Below are 16,153 nucleotides of genomic sequence, written 5' to 3'. Positions count from 1 at the left end.
GGGCGGCGGCCGGGGCGGCCGGGGCCGCCCGGGCGGGCAGAGCGGCCGGGACAGCGGGAAAGGGAGCAGGAGCGGGGACGGCCGGCGCGGAACGGGCCCGTGGCGGAGGCACCGACGCGGAATGGCGCCCGGCGGACGCCGCGCGGCTGGGCAACATCGTGCTCGACCTGACCGCCGCCTGGCTGGCCCACGAACTGGAGTCCGAGACCGCGGTGCCCGCCGAAACGCACCAGGAGGTGCTGCTGTTGCGTATCCGCGGCTACATCCAGCGCCATCTGGGCGACCCCGCCCTGGGCCCGGACGTGATCGCCGGCGCGCACCACATCTCCACCCGCTACCTGCACCGGCTCTTCGAGGGCCAGGAGACCACGGTCACCGCGCTGATCCGGCAGGAGCGGCTCCGCCGCTGCCGCCGCGACCTGGCCGATCCCGCGCTGCGCGACACCACCGTGGCGGCCCTGGCCGCCCGCTGGGGCTTCCTCCACCCGGCCGACTTCAGCCGGGCCTTCCGCGCCGCGTACGGCATGCCGCCCTCCGTGTACCGGCGCCTCGCGCTGGATTCCGGGCCGGACGCCTGGGGTTAAGCGGTGTGCGCCGTGCGGCAAGCGCGCGCTGCGCCGAACGGGCAGAGTGAGGCCACGGTGCCGCCCGTGCCCGAATCGGCGTGGGGACACGGGCGGCCCATCCGGCCGTCGCGGCCGGCGGTGCACCGGCGTGCGCGGGGAACCCTCCGGGGGCGGGCACGGGGCACGGCGCCGCCGTTCCGGCCGGATCCCACGGGCGCAGGACCGGCGGGGCCGCCCTGGCGCCCGGCCTCCGGTGGGAGGGGTGCGGCGGGCTGAGGTCGCATCCCTCCCCTCACTGCCGGCACCGCCACCTGCCGTCCGGGGGCGATGCCCGATGCGGACGGCGTCCGTCCGTCTGCCCGGCGTGCGCCGGGTGCTGTGCGGCCCGCTGCATGGCCGGGCGGCACGCCGAGCACAATGGCCCTCATGGACATGGACCTCCGGATTTTCACCGAACCTCAGCAGGGGGCGAGCTACGACACCCTGCTCGCCGTCGCGAAGGCCACCGAGGAGCTGGGCTTCGACGGCTTCTTCCGCTCCGACCACTATCTGCGGATGGGGCCGGGCGATCCGTCGCCCGGCCCCACCGATGCCTGGATCACCCTGGCGGGCATCGCGCGCGAGACCCGCCGCATCCGGCTGGGCACGCTGATGACGGCCGCGACCTTCCGGCTGCCGGGCGTGCTGGCGATCTCCGTGGCCCAGGTGGACGCCATGTCCGGCGGCCGGGTGGAACTCGGCCTGGGCGCGGGCTGGTTCGAGGCCGAGCACACCGCCTACGGCATCCCGTTCCCCGCGGAACGCTTCTCCCGGCTGGAGGAGCAGCTGGCGATCGTCACCGGGCTGTGGGAGACCAAGCCGGGGGAGACCTTCTCCTTCGACGGCGAGCACTACCGGCTGGACGACTGCCCGGCGCTGCCCAGGCCGGCCCAGGAGCGGCTGCCGCTGATCGTCGGCGGCAAGGGGACCAGGCGCACGCCGCGGCTCGCCGCGCGCTACGCGGACGAGTTCAACATCCCCTTCGAGTCGGCGGAGTTCAGCCGCGAGCAGTTCGGGCGGGTACGGGCGGCGGCCGCGGCGCAGGGCCGCGACCCGGACTCGCTGGTGTACTCCAACGCCCTGGTGCTGTGCGCGGGCCGGGACGACGCCGAGGTGGCCCGCCGGGCGGCGGCCATCGGCCGCGAGGTGCCGGAGCTGAAGGCGAACGGCCTGGCGGGCTCGCCCGACGAGATCGCCGACCGTATCGGCCGCTACGCCGAGGCGGGCTGCCGCCGCATCTACCTCCAGGTGCTCGACCTGCACGACCTCGATCACCTGGAGCTCACCGCCACCCGCATCCTTCCCCAGCTCCGCTGAGGGCGCCCGGCCGGCCCGGCGCCGTCCGGGAGCCGTCCGGGAGCCGTCCGGGAGGATGGAGGTGCGGGGAAGCGCCGGGAGGAGGCGGTGGTGGCTGCGGGATTCGCGGAGGCGCTGCGGGCCGGGGTGCTGGTGCTCGACGGCGGGCTGTCGAACCAGTTGCAGGCGCAGGGCTGCGAGCTGTCCGGCGACCTCTGGTCGGCGCGGCTGCTGGCCGACGACCCCGGCCGCGTCCGGGACGCGCACGCGGCCTATGTGCGGGCCGGTGCGCAGGTCCTGATCACGGCCAGCTACCAGGCGTCCCGTGAGGGCTTCGCCCGGCGCGGGATCGGTGCCGCCGCGGCGGACCGGCTGCTGGCCCGCAGCGTCGCCCTGGCCCGGGAGGCCGCGGAGCGGGCCGGCCGGCCCGGCCGCCGGGTGTGGGTGGCCGGCTCGGTCGGCCCGTACGGCGCGGTGCTCGCCGACGGCAGCGAGTACCGCGGCCGTTACGGCCTGGACGGGGCCGCCCTGACCGCCTTCCACCGCCCCCGGATCGAGGCGCTGGCCGCGGCGGGGCCGGATGTGCTGGCCCTGGAGACCGTGCCGGACGCCGACGAGGCCGAGGCACTGCTGGCCGCCGCCGAGGGGTGCGGCCTGCCGGTCTGGCTCTCCTACACCGTGGCCGCCGGCCGCACCCGCGCCGGCCAGCCGCTGGACCTGGCGTTCTCGGTGGCGGCCGGCCGCGACCAGGTGGTCGCGGTGGGCGTCAACTGCTGTGATCCCGGCGAGGTCACCGAAGCGGTGCGCCGGGCCGTCGCGGTCACCGGCAAGCCCGCCGTCGCCTATCCCAACAGCGGCGAGGTGTGGGACCCGGCCGCCGGCCGCTGGCGCGGCCCCTCGCGCTTTGCCGCCGCGCCGGTCGCGCGGTGGACCGCGGCGGGGGCCCGGCTGGTCGGCGGCTGCTGCCGGGTCGGACCGGCGCAGATCGCGGCCCTCGCCGCCCCGGCGGGCAGCAAGCGCTTCCCGGCCTGCTGATTTCCGGCCGTGTTGAGCACCGCCTCTTCGATTCCTTCACCGGGCGTTCGCCGGGTGGTCGAGGGGTCACGCACCGCAGTGGTCCAGGTGAGATGTGTGAACAGAGGTGATCATCTGTTGCACCGAAAGTAGTTCGTTTAATACTCAACGCGACGTGAAGCGACTGAATCGATGCCCCCCGGGCTGGCGTCCCGGGCCCGTTCCGCCCAGACTCACATCCGCACACGGCCGGTTCTCCGGAAGCGCCGCGACGGGATGGCGCTTCCGGTCTCCTTCCGCCGCCGCGTCTGAGCGGCGCGCGGCGGCGGAACCGCCGGCTGCCCGAGCCTCCGTTTCAGCGCAGGGCGGAGGCCCGGCGGCACCCGGCGCAACGTGGCGCGAGGGGGCGCCGCGAAAGCCGCGCACCGGTGCATGCTTCCCCGCCACCCACCGGTGCGCGGCTCCGGCTTCTCCCGCCCGGCCGTGACTTCCGGCCGGCCGGGCGGGAGAGCGGGCCGCGAGGGGGCGCGGGACCCGGAGCGAAGCGCGGGAGAAGGCGGACGAAGGGCGGACCGGAGGAGAGGTGCGGGGCGGAAGGGCGCAGGGGACGGGGCGGCGCAGGAACGGCCGGAGGGATCAGGAGAGCGGGAAGCCGAGGAGAGCGGCGAGGACGCCGAGCGCGGCGGCGCCGAGCAGGGCGCTCACCACCCCGCGGCGCAGCGGCAGCAGCCAGAGCACGGCCGGCGCCAGCACCCCGTACTGCCAGGTGTGTTCCAGGGACATCGTCAAAGAGACCGCCGAACCGCCGATGGCGCCGATCACGGCCGGCCCGGCACCGTGGAAGAACGCCTGCACCGCGGGCAGCGAGCGGAGCCGGTCGAAGGACCGGCCGCCCAGGATGACCAGCAGGAAGGACGGGCCGAAGGCGACCAGCGCGGCCAGCAGCCCGGCCGCCGTTCCGCCGGCCGCGAAGCCGACCACCGCGACCGTCTGCACCACCGGCCCCGGGGTGACCTGGCCCAGGGCCACGGCGTTCAGGAATTCGGCATCCGTCATCCAGCCGTAGCGGTCCACCGCGTCGCTGTGCATCAGCGGGATGATCACAAAGCCGCCGCCGTAGGACAGGGCCCCGACCTTGTACGCCACCCAGGTGAGCGCCGACAGGCCGGCTGCGGCCGTCGCCACCGGGGCCGCGGCCAGCAGCGACCACAGCCGCCAGTCCCGCCGCCCGGAGCCCGGCGCGGCGGCGCTGCCCTTCCCGGGGCGGTCCCCGGCCACCTGCCGCAGCCGGACCACGGCCACCTCCAGGAGTCCGGCCGCGATCAGCACCAGCACCAGCCAGGGGCCGAGCAGCACCGTGGCGAGCCCGCCGGCCAGCNCGGTCCCCGGCCACCTGCCGCAGCCGGACCACGGCCACCTCCAGGAGTCCGGCCGCGATCAGCACCAGCACCAGCCAGGGGCCGAGCAGCACCGTGGCGAGCCCGCCGGCCAGCAGATATCCGTACCAGCGCAGCCGGGCCGCCCGCCCGGTGGCCCGGCGCCGGGAGTCCGGTGCCAGCCCCCAGGCGGCGTGCACGGCGACGGCCGCCACCGCCGCACCGGCTCCGGCCGCCGCGCCGCTCACCCAGCGCGGCGGGTCCCCGGCCAGGAACAGCGCGGCCAGAGCGAGGATCAGCAGCAGGCCCGGGACGATGAAGCACACGCCGCCGATCAGCGCGCCGGGCACGCCGCGCAGCCGCCAGGCGGTGAAGATGGCCAGCTGGGTGGAGGCCGGGCCGGGCAGCAGATTGGTGGCCGCGATGCCGTCCTCGAAGTCGTGCGGGGTGAGCCAGCGGCGGCGTTCCACGCACAGCCGGCGCAGCAGGGTGATGTGCGCGGGCGGGCCGCCGAAGCCGATCACCCCGATCCGGCCCCACTCCCGGGCGATGGTGGCCAGCGGGACGGGACCGGACGCGGGGCCGCCTGCGGCGGGCGGCCCGGGAGGGGAGCCGGAGTGTTCGCCGTCGGTCGGCTCGGGCTGCATGCGGTCCCCCTGGCGGTCGCGTCGGGTCCCGTGGCGGCGGACGCCTGCCGCACGGCGGGCCGCCCCGCGCGACCCCGGCGTGGGGCCGGCCCGTGGCGGCGGCCCGAGACTATCCGCCCCGGGTGACACGCCGGCGGCGGCCCCGGCTCCCGGGCTCCGGCGCCGGCGGGAGCCGGCTCAGGCGGCGGCCGGGCCGGCCAGGGTGGCGACCAGCACGGCCTTGATGGTGTGCATCCGGTTCTCCGCCTCGTCGAAGACGACCGAGTGCGGTGACTCGAACACCTCGTCGGTGACCTCCAGCGACTCCAGCCCGAACCGCTGGTGGATCTCCCGCCCGACCGCCGTGCCCAGGTCGTGGAAGGCGGGCAGGCAGTGCAGGAACTTCACCTGCGGTTTGCCGGTGGCGCGCAGCACGTCCATGGTCACCGCGTAGGGCCCCAGGGAGGCGATCCGCTCCTCCCAGACCTCCTTGGGCTCGCCCATGGAGACCCAGACGTCGGTGGCCACGAAATCCGCGCCGCGCACCCCCTCGCCGATGTCCGTGGTGAGGGTGATCCGGGCGCCGGTGCCCGCGGCCAGCCGCCGCGACTGGTCGATCACCGCCTTGCCCGGCCAGTACGCCTCGGGGGCGACGATCCGCACGTCCATGCCCAGCAGGGCGCCGGTCACCAGATAGGAGTTGCCCATGTTGAAGCGGGCGTCGCCCAGGTAGGCGAAGGCGGTCTCCGGCAGCGGCCGGCCGCCGCCGTGCTCGCTCATGGTGAGCACGTCGGCCAGCATCTGCGTCGGGTGCCAGTCGTCGGTGAGGCCGTTGTAGACCGGGACCCCGGCGAAGGCGGCCAGCTCCTCCACCGTGTCCTGCCCGGAGCCCCGGTACTCGATGGCGTCGAACATCCGGCCGAGGACCCGGGCGGTGTCCCTGACCGACTCCTTGTGCCCGAGCTGGGAGCCGGACGGATCGAGATACGTGGTGGACGCGCCCTGGTCGGCGGCGGCCACCTCGAAGGCGCACCGGGTCCGGGTGGAGGTCTTCTCGAAGATCAGGGCGATGTTCCGGCCGGTGAGCAGGCGCTGCTCGGTGCCGGCCCTCCGGGCCGCCTTGAGCCGTCCGGCCAGCTCGATCAGCGAGCGGAACTCGTCGGCGGTGAAGTCCAGTTCCTTCAGGAAGTGGCGGCCCGTGAGATCAGCGGCCATGACTTCTCCTCGGTCGGTGGTGCGGCAGCAGGATGAAACTATATACGAGGCACGGAATCTCTATGCGCGCACCTGGTGGCCGGCCGCCGCGGCATGCGGTCAGGGCACCGGGTCCCGCTCGACCGGGCAGCTCATGCAGCGGGGCCCGCCCCGCCCCCGGCCCAGTTCGCTGCCCGGCAGCTCCAGCACCTCCACCCCGCTGTCCCGCAGATGGCTGTTGGTGGTGACGTTCCGGTCGTAGGTGACCACCACCCCGGGCTCCACCGCCAGCACATTGCAGCCGTCGTCCCACTGCTCCCGGGCGGCCGAGTGCACGTCCTGCACCGGGGTCAGCACCCGGATGCCGGGCAGGTCCAGCGCCGCCGCGATCGCCCGGTGCATGTGCTCCGGCGGATGGTCGGTCACCCTCAGCGGCAGCGCCCCGCCGCCCGGCTCGATGGTGTACGAGCGCAGCATGCCGAGCCCCGCGTACTGGGTGAAGGTCTGCCCGTCCACCATGGTCAGCACGGTGTCCAGGTGCATGAACGCCCGCCGTTTCGGCATGTCCAGGGCCACGATGGTGCGCGCCGACCCGGCCGCGAACAGGCCCCGGGCCAGCATCTCCACCGCCTGCGGCGTGGTCCGCTCGCTCATCCCGATGAGCACCGCGCCCCGGCCCAGCACCAGCACGTCCCCGCCCTCGATGGTGGACGGGTAGGCGGCCTGGCCCTCCGACCAGATGCGGAACGTCCCGGCCTCCGGGCCGGTGAACAGCGGGTGGTGGCGGTAGATCGCCTCGAAATGCACGGTCTCGCGCTGCCGGGCCGGCCAGCGCATGGCGTTGATGGACACCCCGTCGTACACCCAGCAGGAGGTGTCCCGGGTGAACAGGTGGTTGGGCAGCGGGTGCAGCAGGAAGTCGTCCTGCGCCATCACATGGAACCGCACCGAGGACGGCTCGGCGTGCCCGGCCAGGAACTCCCGCTTGGTCATGCCGCCGATCAGTGTCTCGGCCAGGGCTTCGCAGGACATCTCCGCAAAGATCTGGCGCAGGTGGCCGGTGGCCAGCGGGCCGTACTCGTGCTCGTCGAAGACCCGGTCCAGCACCAGTTTCCTGGCCTCCGGCACGGCCAGGACCTCGGCCAGCAGTTCGCCGAAGAGATGCACCGTGATACCGCGTTCGCGCAGCAGCGCGGAGAACGCGTCGTGCTCCTGCTGGGCCCGGCGTACCCAGAGCACGTCGTCGAAGAGCAGGTCGTCCATGTTGGTCGGGGTGAGCCGCTTCAGCTCCAGCCCGGGTCTGTGCAGGACGACGCGGCGGAGCCGGCCGGTCTCGGAAGCCACCTGGAAAGCCATGCGTCCATCCTTGCCGAGCCGGCCCCGCGGCGCAGCGCCCGGCGGCCCGGGGCCGTGGCACGCACCACGGCCCCGGGCCGCCGGACGCGGTCACAGGCGGGGGTCGACCGGTTCCGACTCCAGGGCCAGGACGGCGAACACGGCCTCGTGGACCCGCCACAGCGGCTCGCCCGCGGCCAGCCGGTCCAGCGCCTCCAGGCCCAGCGCGTGCTCGCGCAGCGCGAGGGAACGCTTGTGCCCCAGATGGCGTTCGCGCAGCCGGGACAGGTTCTCCGGACGGGTGTACTCGGGGCCGTAGACGATCCGCAGGTACTCCCGGCCCCGGCACTTGATGCCCGGCTGCACCGGGCGGCCCTCGCCGTCCCGGGCCTGCGCGGCCAGCGGCTTGACCACCATGCCCTCGCCGCCCGCGGCGGTCAGCTCCAGCCACCAGCCGGTGCCGGCCGCCACCGACGCCTCGTCGGCGGTGTCCACCACCAGCCGCCGGGTGGGCGCCAGCAGGCCGGCACCGCCCGGTGCCCGCGGCTCGGCGGCGATCATCCGGTCCACCAGCGCCAGCTGACGGTCATGGGCCAGCCCGGCCAGCGACCGGCCCTCGGCGGCCAGCAGCCCGAACGGCGCCAGCCGCACCCCCGACGGCGGCCCGCCGCCGGCGTCCTCGCCCGCGCCGGTGCTGCCGTTGCCGCGGTCGCCGCGGTCGCCGTGGTCGCCGTGGTCGCTGCCGGTGGGCCAGCAGTAGCGGCGGTAGGCATCGGTGAACGCCGCCGCGTCCGCCGCCCGCTCGTGCTGCCGCGCCCGCAGACCGCCCTGCAGCGCCACCCCGCGCGCCTCGGCCGCCTCCAGCACGGCCAGCACCTCGGGGAACGCCGCCCGGGCCGCCGCGCCGACCGCCGCGTACTGGTGGCGCAGCAGGCCGCCGGCCTTGAGCGACCAGGGCATCAGCTCGGCATCCAGCAGCAGCCAGTCCGTGTCCAGCTCCTCCCACAGACCGGCGCCGCCGACCGCCGTGGCCAGCCGCTCCAGCAGCCGGGCGGTGACCGCCCCGTCGTCGAAGAACGCCCGGCCGGTACGGGTCCACACCGCGCCCGGCGTGCCGGGCTCCGCACCGAACCGCTCGGCCGGCACCCCCGGGTCGCGGGCCACCAGCACCACGGCCCGCGAACCCATGTGCTTCTCCTCGCAGATCACCTCGCGCACCCCGGCCGCCCGGTAGGCGGCGAACGCCTCCGCCGGGTGCTCCAGATAGCCCTCTTCCGCCGCGGTGGCGCACGGCGCCATGGTGGGCGGCAGATACAGCAGCAGCCGGGGATCGACGGCGAAGCGGCTCATCACCTCCAGCGCCGCCGCGGCGTTCTCCTCCCGGACGGTCAGCCGGCCGGCGTGCCTCGTGGTGACGATGCGGCGGCCCTGCACGTCCGCCAGGTCCAGCGGACGGCCGTCGCCGCCGCCGGGCGCATCCGTGGCCAGCGGGCGCACCGGCTCGTACCAGACCCGCTCGGCCGGGGTGTCCACCACCTGCCGCTCCGGCCAGCGCAGCGCGGTGAGCCGGCCGCCGAACACCGCGCCGGTGTCCAGGCAGATCGTGTTGTTGAGCCAGCTCGCGCGGGGCACCGGGGTGTGGCCGTAGACCACGGCGGCCCGGCCGCGGTAGTCCTCGGCCCACGGGTAGCGCACCGGCAGGCCGAACTCGTCGGTCTCGCCGGTGGTCTCGCCGTACAGGGCGTGTGCCCGTACCCGGCCGGAGGTCCGGCCGTGGTACCTCTCCGGCAGGCCGGCGTGCGCCACCACCAGCCGGCCGCCGTCCAGCACATAGTGGCTCACCAGGCCGGAGAGGAAGGCCCGCAGCCGCTCCCGGAAGCCGCCGCCGTCCGGTTCCGCGTGCTGCCGCACGTCTCCCGGCCGCTCCCGCCCGGCCCGCTGCTCCTCGCGCTGCTCCTCCCGCTGCTTCTCCCGCTGCTTCTCCTTCTCCTTCTTCTCCTCCTGCTCGACCCGTTCGAGCTGCTCGATGGTCTCGGCCAGGCCGTGCGCCACCTTGACCCTGCGGCCGGCCAGATAGCGGCTCAGCTTCTCCTCGTGGTTCCCCGGCACGCACAGCGCGGTGCCGTCCGCCACCATGCCCATCACCAGGCGCAGCACGCCGGGGCTGTCCGGGCCGCGGTCCACCAGGTCCCCGACGAAGACCGCCGTGCGGCCCTCCGGGTGCCGGGCGCCGACCGGACGGCCCCGCCCGTCCCGCTCGATCGCATACCCCAGCCTCCCACCCAGCAGGGTCTCCAGCTCGGAGCGGCAGCCGTGCACATCGCCGATGATGTCGAACGGCCCGGTGAGGTGGCGCAGATCGTTGAAGCGCGGCCGCAGCACGACGCGGGCGGCGTCCACCTCCTCGGTGCCCCGCAGCACGTGGATGTGGCGGAAGCCCTCGCGCCGGAGCCCGCCGAGCGAGCGGCGCAGCTCCCGCAGCTGGCGCGGCAGTACGTGTCCGGGCAGGCCGGCGCGGTCCGGGCGGGTGGCGTTGCGCTCCCGGCACACCGGCTCCGGCACGTCCAGCACCACGGCCACCGGCAGCACGTCGTGCTCCCGGGCCAGCCCCACCAGCCGGGCACGGGCCTCGCGCTGCACATTGGTGGCGTCCACCACGGTCAGCCGCCCGGCGGCCAGCCGCTTGGCGGCGATGTAGTGCAGCAGGTCGAACGCGTCCGGGGTGGCGCTCTGGTCGTTCTCGTCGTCGGCCACCAGGCCGCGGCACACGTCCGAGGACACCACCTGGGTGGGCAGGAAGTGCCGCCGGGCAAAGGTGGACTTGCCGGAGCCGGTGGTGCCGATCAGCACCACCAGCGACAGGTCCGGTATCGCCAGCTCGGTCATGCCCCCGCCTCCTGTTCTCCCCGCCTGTGCCGCTCCGGCCGCGTCTGCTGCCCCCGGTGCTGCTCCCGGTGCTGCTCCCGCTCGCCGTCGGCGCCCGCCGCGGCGGCCCGGAACAGCGCCAGCTGGGTGGGGGGCCCGACCTCCGGGTCCTCCGGGCCCACCGGCCGTATCTCCGCCCGGTAGCCGTACCGCCGGGCCGTCGTCTCCGCCCACTGCCGGAACCGGGCCCGGTCCCACTCGAAGCGGTGGTCGGAATGGCGGAACGTCCCGGCCGGCAGGGTGTCCCAGCGGACGTTGTACTCGGCGTTCGGGGTGGTCACCACCACGGCCGCGGGCCGGGCGTGCCCGAACACCGCGTACTCCAGGGCGGGCAGGCGGGGCAGGTCCACGTGCTCGATCACCTCGCAGAGCACCGCCGCGTCATAGCCCCGGAGCCGGCTGTCGGTATAGGTCAGCGCGCCCTGGAGCAGCCGCACCCGGTCGCGCTGCCGCTCCGGCATCCGGTCCAGCCGCAGCCGCCGGGCGGCGAGCCGCAGCGCCCGCACCGACACGTCGACACCCACCACCTCACGGAACCGGTGGTCCCCGGCCAGCAGCCGGAGAAGCTGCCCCGAGCCGCAGCCCAGGTCCAGCACCCGCTCGGCACCCAGCTCGCGCAGCGTGGCCAGGATCGTCTCCCGCCGCCGCTCGGCCAGCGGCACCGGCCGCTCCTCGGGCCCCTCCGGCCTCTCAGGTCCCTCCAGCCCTTCGGGTCCCTCGGGCTCCTCCGGCTCCTCGGGGACCGCGTTGTCCAGCTCCTCGGGTTCGGCGTCGTCCGCCTCGGCAAGCCGGGCCAGCTCCAGACGCTCCAGGGCCTCCCGGGTGAGCGCCGCCCTGCGGTGCAGATAGCGGCCGGTGATCAGCCGCTGCTCCGGGTGGCGGGACAGCCAGCCCTCCCCGGCCCGCAGCAGTTTGTCCACTTCCTCCGGCGTGACCCAGTAGTGCTTGGCGCCGTCCAGTACCGGCAGCAGCACATACACCTGCCGCAGCGCCTCGGCCAGGGTGGCGCCGTCGTCCTCCAGCTCCAGCCGGACGTAGCGGGAATCGCCCCACTCGGGGAAGTGCGGGTCCAGCGCCACCGGCTCGGCGGTCACCCGCCAGCCCAGCGGCTCGAACAGCCGGTGCACCAGCTCGGCACCGCCGTGGCTGGGCAGCGCGGGGACCGCGATCCGCAGCGGCAGCGGCTGCCGGGCCGGCTCCGGCCGGGCGTCGCACACGCCGCGCAGCGCGGTGCGGAACACCTGGCCCAGCGCCACCGCCAGCAGGGAGGACGCGGCGTAGGGGCGGTCGTTGACGTACTGCGCCAGCGCACCGGCCTGGTGGCCGGGGGCGGGGCGGGCGGCGCCGTTCCGGCCGCCGCGGGCGGCGCGGCGCACCAGCCCCACCGGGTCGACCTCCAGCAGCAGCGCGGCGGTGCAGCGCCGCTCGTCCGCCTCGGGATAGAAGACGTGCGCCGTTCCGCCCGAGACGGTGAAGCTCTGGTGTCGCCCGGGATGCTTGTGCAGCAGAAAACCGAGATCCGTCGCCGGCCGCCCGGCCCCGCCCGTGGTCGAAATGGTCACCAGCACCCGCCGAGTATTGCCCGGCGCGACGCCCGCCGACCATCGCTTTTTCCGGCCACGGCCGGGGCCGGCAGCGCTCTGCGGCACGCGCACGGCGCGGTGCGGCGGTGGGCGGCGGGGCGCGGTGCGGCCGGGAGCGGGCCGGTGCCCCGGCGCCCCGGCCCGTTCCGGCTTGTTCGTGCTGGACCGGCCCTTCCGCGCCCCCTCTGCGGCATCGGTCCGCGCCCCGGGCCGCGTCCGGCCCGGGGCGCGGATGTGCTCCCGCCGCACCGGTTTCCGCCCCGGCGGGCGGCAGACGGCCGCCCGCGGGTGGCGTTCGCGGTCAGTGGCCGTGCGGCTCGCCGTCGTGGCCGTCGTCGTGGCCGTCGCCGTGGCCGTCGCCGTGGCCGTCCCCGGGGGAGCCGCCGGAGGGGTCCGGGGCCGGGGTGGCGGTGTCGTCGCCCGGGTCGTCCGGTGACGGCTCCGGGGTCGTCCCTGCGTCCCCGGTGCCGTCCGCGCCGCCGCCGTGGTGCCCGTCTTCACCGTCGTGGCCGTGCGGTCCGGCTTCCTCGCCGGCGTCGTGGCCGTGGGAGTGGCTGTGGCTGAGCGCGCCCTGCACCGCGGGCACCGTCAGCCCGGTGACCGCCGCGCTGACCCCTCCGACCAGCAGCACGGCCTGCAGCGAGGTGCGGAAGCCGCGCGGCGAGCGCCGCCGCAGATGCCACGCCGCCACCGCGCAGACCACCGCCTCGAACGCGGTGGCCGTGATGCCGGCCCGGGTGACGTCCTCCGGGACCCCGGCGGCCGGTCCCAGCGGAACGCCGGCCGTCCGGCTGAGCGCCCAGACCGCCGCCGCCCCGGCACTGCCGGCCAGCCCCGCCACCATCACCAGCGGCCCGGCGGCCGCCCGCAGCACCGCCATCGCCCAGCCGATCTGGAACGCGCCGATGCCGTAGAAGAAGATGCCCGCCGCCCGCCACTCGGTGTAGTGGTCCGGTGCCGCGGCCAGATGGATTGCGGCGGCGCCCAGCGAGGCGAAGGCCGCCACGATCCGGGCCGCGCCCACATCCGGCATGATCCGCGTCGCGTGCCTGCTTCTGTTTCCCATGTGCCGTTGTCCGTCCGTTCCTGCCCTCGTTGCGTGCTCGATCCCGGTCCTCGCGAGCGGGCGCGGGCCCGCCGGGGGAGGCGGTCCGCACCCCGCGGGACCTGTCAGATCCGCAGCACGGAGAGCACGGCCAGGCGGGAACGGGGCGGCGAACGGCAGGGCGCGCCGCCCGCCGGCGGCGCGGCGGACGCCCGGACGGCCAGGCCGGGGGCGGACGGCCCGGCCGTCGCGGACGGCGGATGCGGCCCCGTGCCGCCGTTGCCCAGCACCTCGCACGAATCCTCGTCGTGGGAACCGTGCCCGCCGGCCGTGCCGTGCCGGCCGGGCGGCGTCCCGTCGTCATGGTGTGCCGGGGCGGAACGCGGCATCGGCACGTCCCACAGCGTGTGTCCGGGATGCCCCGGCAGGTGGGTGGCCGCACCGGCGAAGCCGTGGCCCAGCGCCAGGACGGCACCCGCCAGCAGCACCAGCCACCGCGTCACCGTCCTGCCGCACACCTGGGAGGGCTCCTTCCCGGTCCCCGTCACCGGCGGGCCAAGATACCGCACACCTGTGCCAGGTCCAGGGCCCCGGGACGCCGGCGGCCGGGGTCAGGGCGGCCAGGTCCAGTCGGTGATCTCCGGCGGGTCGGTGCCGGTGCGGCGCAGCCCGGCGCGGATCTCGTCGCGTCGCCGGGCGTAGTGCGCGGCCAGGTCGCCGGTCTCGGCCGGCCGGCCGCGCAGCCTGCGCAGTGCGCTGATCGCCAGGTCGTGCCGGGACGTGCGGTTGCGGATCAGCAGGTCGAACGGGGTGGTCGTGGTGCCCTCCTCCACGTAGCCGTGGACGTGGAAGCGTCCGGGCCGCGGGCGGCCGTGCAGCAACTGGTGGACGGCCGCGGGGTAGCCGTGGAAGTCCAGCACCACCGGCAGGTCCTCCCCGAACAGGGCCGCGAAGTCGTCCTCGTGCATGCCGTGCGGGTGGCGGCCGGGCGGGGCCAGCGCGCACAGGTCGACGATGTTGACCACCCGGATCCGTGCGTCCGGCAGGTCACGGCGGAGCATGCCGGCCGCCGCGAGGGTCTCCGTGGTGGGGATGCCGCCGGCGCAGCCGAGCACCAGTTCGGGGTCCCGGCCGCCGTGCGTGGAGGCCCACTCCCAGACCGAGGCGCCGGCCGCGCAGTGCCGGCGGGCCCCGGCCAGGTCCAGCCACTGGGCGGCGGTCTGCTTGCCCGCCACCACCGCGTTGACCCGGCCGGTCTCCGCCAGCAGCTTCTCCATCACCACCAGCAGGGTGTTGGCGTCCGGCGGCAGGTAGACGCCGGTGACCGCGCTGTTCTTGGTCAGCAGGTTGTCGATGAAGCCGGGCCCCTGGTGGCTGTACCCGTTGTGCTCCTGCCGCCAGCCCTCGCTGGTCAGCAGGTACGTCAGGCTGCTGACCGGGGCCCGCCACGGCACCTCGCGGCTCATCTTCAGCCACTTCGCGTACTGGTTGAGCATGCTGTCCACGATCGCGGCGAACGCCTCGTAGGTGGGGAACAGCCCGTGCCGCCCGGTCAGCAGATAGCCCTGGAGCCAGCCCTGGCAGGTGTGCTCGGAGAGAATCTCCATCACCCGGCCGTCCCGGGACACGTCCTCGGCATACACGCCGGGCGTCCCGGTGAAGGCCCGCCCGGTGGCGGCCAGCACCCCGTCCAGCCGGTTGGAGGCCAGCTCGTCGGGGGAGACGATGCGGAAGTCCCGGCGCTCCTCGCTGCGGCGCAGCACCTCGGTCAGCCAGCCGGCCAGCACCTCGTTGGGGGACGCGGTGGCACTGCCCGGTCCGTCGGGGAGCCGCACGGCATGCGGCTGAAGGGGCGGCAGGTCCAGCGGCCGGCGCAGCAGGCCGCCGTTGCCCGCGGGCCGGGCGCCGAGTCTGCGCCCGCCGGCCGGGCAGCGGGCCAGCACCTCGCGGCTCGGCCGGCCGTCCGCGCCGAACAGTTCCCAGGGCCGGTAGGAGCTGAGCCACTCCTCCAGCTCGGCGAGCCGGCCGGGGTCGTCGCGGGCGTCCTCCAGCGGGATCTGGTGGGCGTGGAAGGTGCCCTCCAGGGGCCGGCCGCCGGCCCGGACGGGCGCGCCCTGGCCCTTGAGGCTGCGCAGCACGATCATCGGCCAGCGGGGCCGCTCCGCGGGACGGCCGCCCCGGCGGGCCGTGTCCTGAAGGACGCGGATGGTGTCGTGGGCGGCCCGGACGGCGTCCGCCACCGGGTCGGTGCCCGGCCGCCAGTCGCGGACGTCCACGATCCGCGGGTCCCAGCCGTAGCCGCGGAACAGCGCGAGCAGCTCCTCGTCGGTCAGGGCGGCGAACACGGTCGGTGAGGAGATCTTGTGGCCGTTGAGGTGGAGCACCGGCAGCACGGCGCCGCAGGTCACCGGGTCCAGGAACAGGGGGGAGTGCCAGGCGGCCGCGGTCGGGCCGGTCTCGGCCTCGCCGTCGCCGACGATGCAGGCCACCAGGCGCCCGGGGGCGTCCAGCGCGGCCCCGAAGGCGGTGGCCAGCGCATAGCCGAGCTCGCCGCCCTCGTGGAGGGTGCCCGGCAGTGCGGGGGAAAGGTGGCTGGGGAAGCCGTCGGGCGCGGAGAACCGGCGGGCCAGCTCGGTCAGCCCGGCCTCGGTGCGGGACAGCGCCGGGTCGTACTCCTCGTGGGTGCCCTCCAGCCAGAGGTTGGCGTGGTTGGCGGCGGCGCCGTGTCCGGTGCCGGTGACCAGCAGCACCTCGGCGTCCCGCTCCGTGGCCAGGACGTTCAGCGCCTCGTACACCATGGTGATGCCGGGGCAGGAGCCCCAGTGGCCGAGCAGCCGCGGTTTGAGGTGCTCCGGCCGCAGCGGTTCGTGCAGCAGCACGTTCTCCCTGAGGTAGATCAGCACGGCGGCCGCGTAGTCGGCTGCGCGGCGGTATGCCGAACTCCCCGCGTGGCGCGGCTGCACGGGCGGCACGGGAGATACGGGAAACACGGGAGAGACCTCCGCCGCCATGCACGTCCCCCTTCCGTCGACGGCCGCCCGGGTACCCCGCCCGCCGCGGTTCAGTCCGGCGGCCGACGCGCCGGACGGAACCGCGGCGGGCGGGAACGGTGCCGGGCCGGTGCCGGGCCGGGGTCCGCCGCCGGCACGCCGGC

General features: G+C 75.7%; 11 protein-coding genes and 1 pseudogene. 3 read left to right on the top strand and 9 right to left on the bottom strand.

Annotated features, from left to right (window positions below; translation table 11 throughout):
• The 3 genes from GQS09_RS11625 to mmuM all read left to right on the top strand — a co-directional run.
• Nucleotides 1-584, top strand: a 584-nt coding sequence (locus GQS09_RS11625; protein WP_243761315.1) for a helix-turn-helix domain-containing protein, incomplete at its 5' end; no start/stop codon positions are given.
• Between the two features lie 414 nt (nt 585-998).
• Nucleotides 999-1,922, top strand: coding sequence for an LLM class F420-dependent oxidoreductase (locus tag GQS09_RS11620; protein WP_165985952.1), 924 nt, complete (start codon nt 999-1,001; stop codon nt 1,920-1,922).
• A 90-nt stretch (nt 1,923-2,012) separates the two neighbouring features.
• Nucleotides 2,013-2,936 carry a homocysteine S-methyltransferase gene (gene mmuM, locus GQS09_RS11615; RefSeq protein WP_313896097.1) on the top strand — a complete coding sequence of 308 codons (924 nt, stop codon included), beginning with the start codon at nt 2,013-2,015 and terminating at the stop codon, nt 2,934-2,936.
• Nucleotides 2,937-3,551: 615 nt separating this feature from the next.
• Here the strand turns inward: mmuM and GQS09_RS29370 are convergent.
• From GQS09_RS29370 to GQS09_RS11575, 9 genes and pseudogenes are all read right to left on the bottom strand, one after another.
• Entirely contained in the window at nt 3,552-4,271 is a 720-nt protein-coding gene (locus tag GQS09_RS29370; RefSeq protein ID WP_313896096.1) for a chromate transporter, read from the bottom strand.
• Nucleotides 4,272-4,398: 127 nt separating this feature from the next.
• Nucleotides 4,399-4,938: pseudogene (locus tag GQS09_RS29365) on the bottom strand (chromate transporter); the annotation flags it as partial.
• Between the two features lie 177 nt (nt 4,939-5,115).
• On the bottom strand, nt 5,116-6,132 hold the full coding sequence (argF, locus tag GQS09_RS11605) for an ornithine carbamoyltransferase (protein WP_165985946.1): 1,017 nt from the start codon (nt 6,130-6,132) through the stop codon (nt 5,116-5,118).
• Between the two features lie 99 nt (nt 6,133-6,231).
• On the bottom strand, nt 6,232-7,467 hold the full coding sequence (locus GQS09_RS11600; RefSeq protein WP_165985945.1) for an arginine deiminase: 1,236 nt from the start codon (nt 7,465-7,467) through the stop codon (nt 6,232-6,234).
• A gap of 90 nt (nt 7,468-7,557) precedes the next feature.
• Nucleotides 7,558-10,332, bottom strand: a complete 2,775-nt coding sequence (locus GQS09_RS11595; RefSeq protein ID WP_165985944.1) for a polynucleotide kinase-phosphatase — start codon at nt 10,330-10,332, stop codon at nt 7,558-7,560.
• Complete coding sequence (locus GQS09_RS11590; RefSeq protein ID WP_165985943.1) at nt 10,329-11,939, bottom strand: 3' terminal RNA ribose 2'-O-methyltransferase Hen1; 1,611 nt, start codon at nt 11,937-11,939, stop codon at nt 10,329-10,331. The genes GQS09_RS11595 and GQS09_RS11590 overlap by 4 nt, the downstream gene beginning before the upstream one ends.
• A gap of 316 nt (nt 11,940-12,255) precedes the next feature.
• Nucleotides 12,256-13,020 carry a cytochrome ubiquinol oxidase subunit I gene (locus GQS09_RS30345; protein WP_165985942.1) on the bottom strand — a complete coding sequence of 255 codons (765 nt, stop codon included), beginning with the start codon at nt 13,018-13,020 and terminating at the stop codon, nt 12,256-12,258.
• 104 nt (nt 13,021-13,124) lie between these two features.
• Entirely contained in the window at nt 13,125-13,517 is a 393-nt protein-coding gene (locus tag GQS09_RS11580) for a DUF6153 family protein (protein ID WP_207957705.1), read from the bottom strand.
• A gap of 93 nt (nt 13,518-13,610) precedes the next feature.
• Nucleotides 13,611-15,971: a phosphoketolase family protein gene (locus GQS09_RS11575; RefSeq protein WP_313896095.1), complete on the bottom strand. Its 2,361-nt coding sequence runs from the start codon at nt 15,969-15,971 to the stop codon at nt 13,611-13,613.
• Nucleotides 15,972-16,153 lie beyond the last annotated feature (182 nt).

Origin of the sequence: Streptomyces sp. YIM 98790, from assembly GCF_011421595.1 — a bacterium.
Lineage (GTDB): Bacteria > Actinomycetota > Actinomycetes > Streptomycetales > Streptomycetaceae > Streptomyces.
This window is presented reverse-complemented; position numbering and strand designations above follow the sequence as displayed.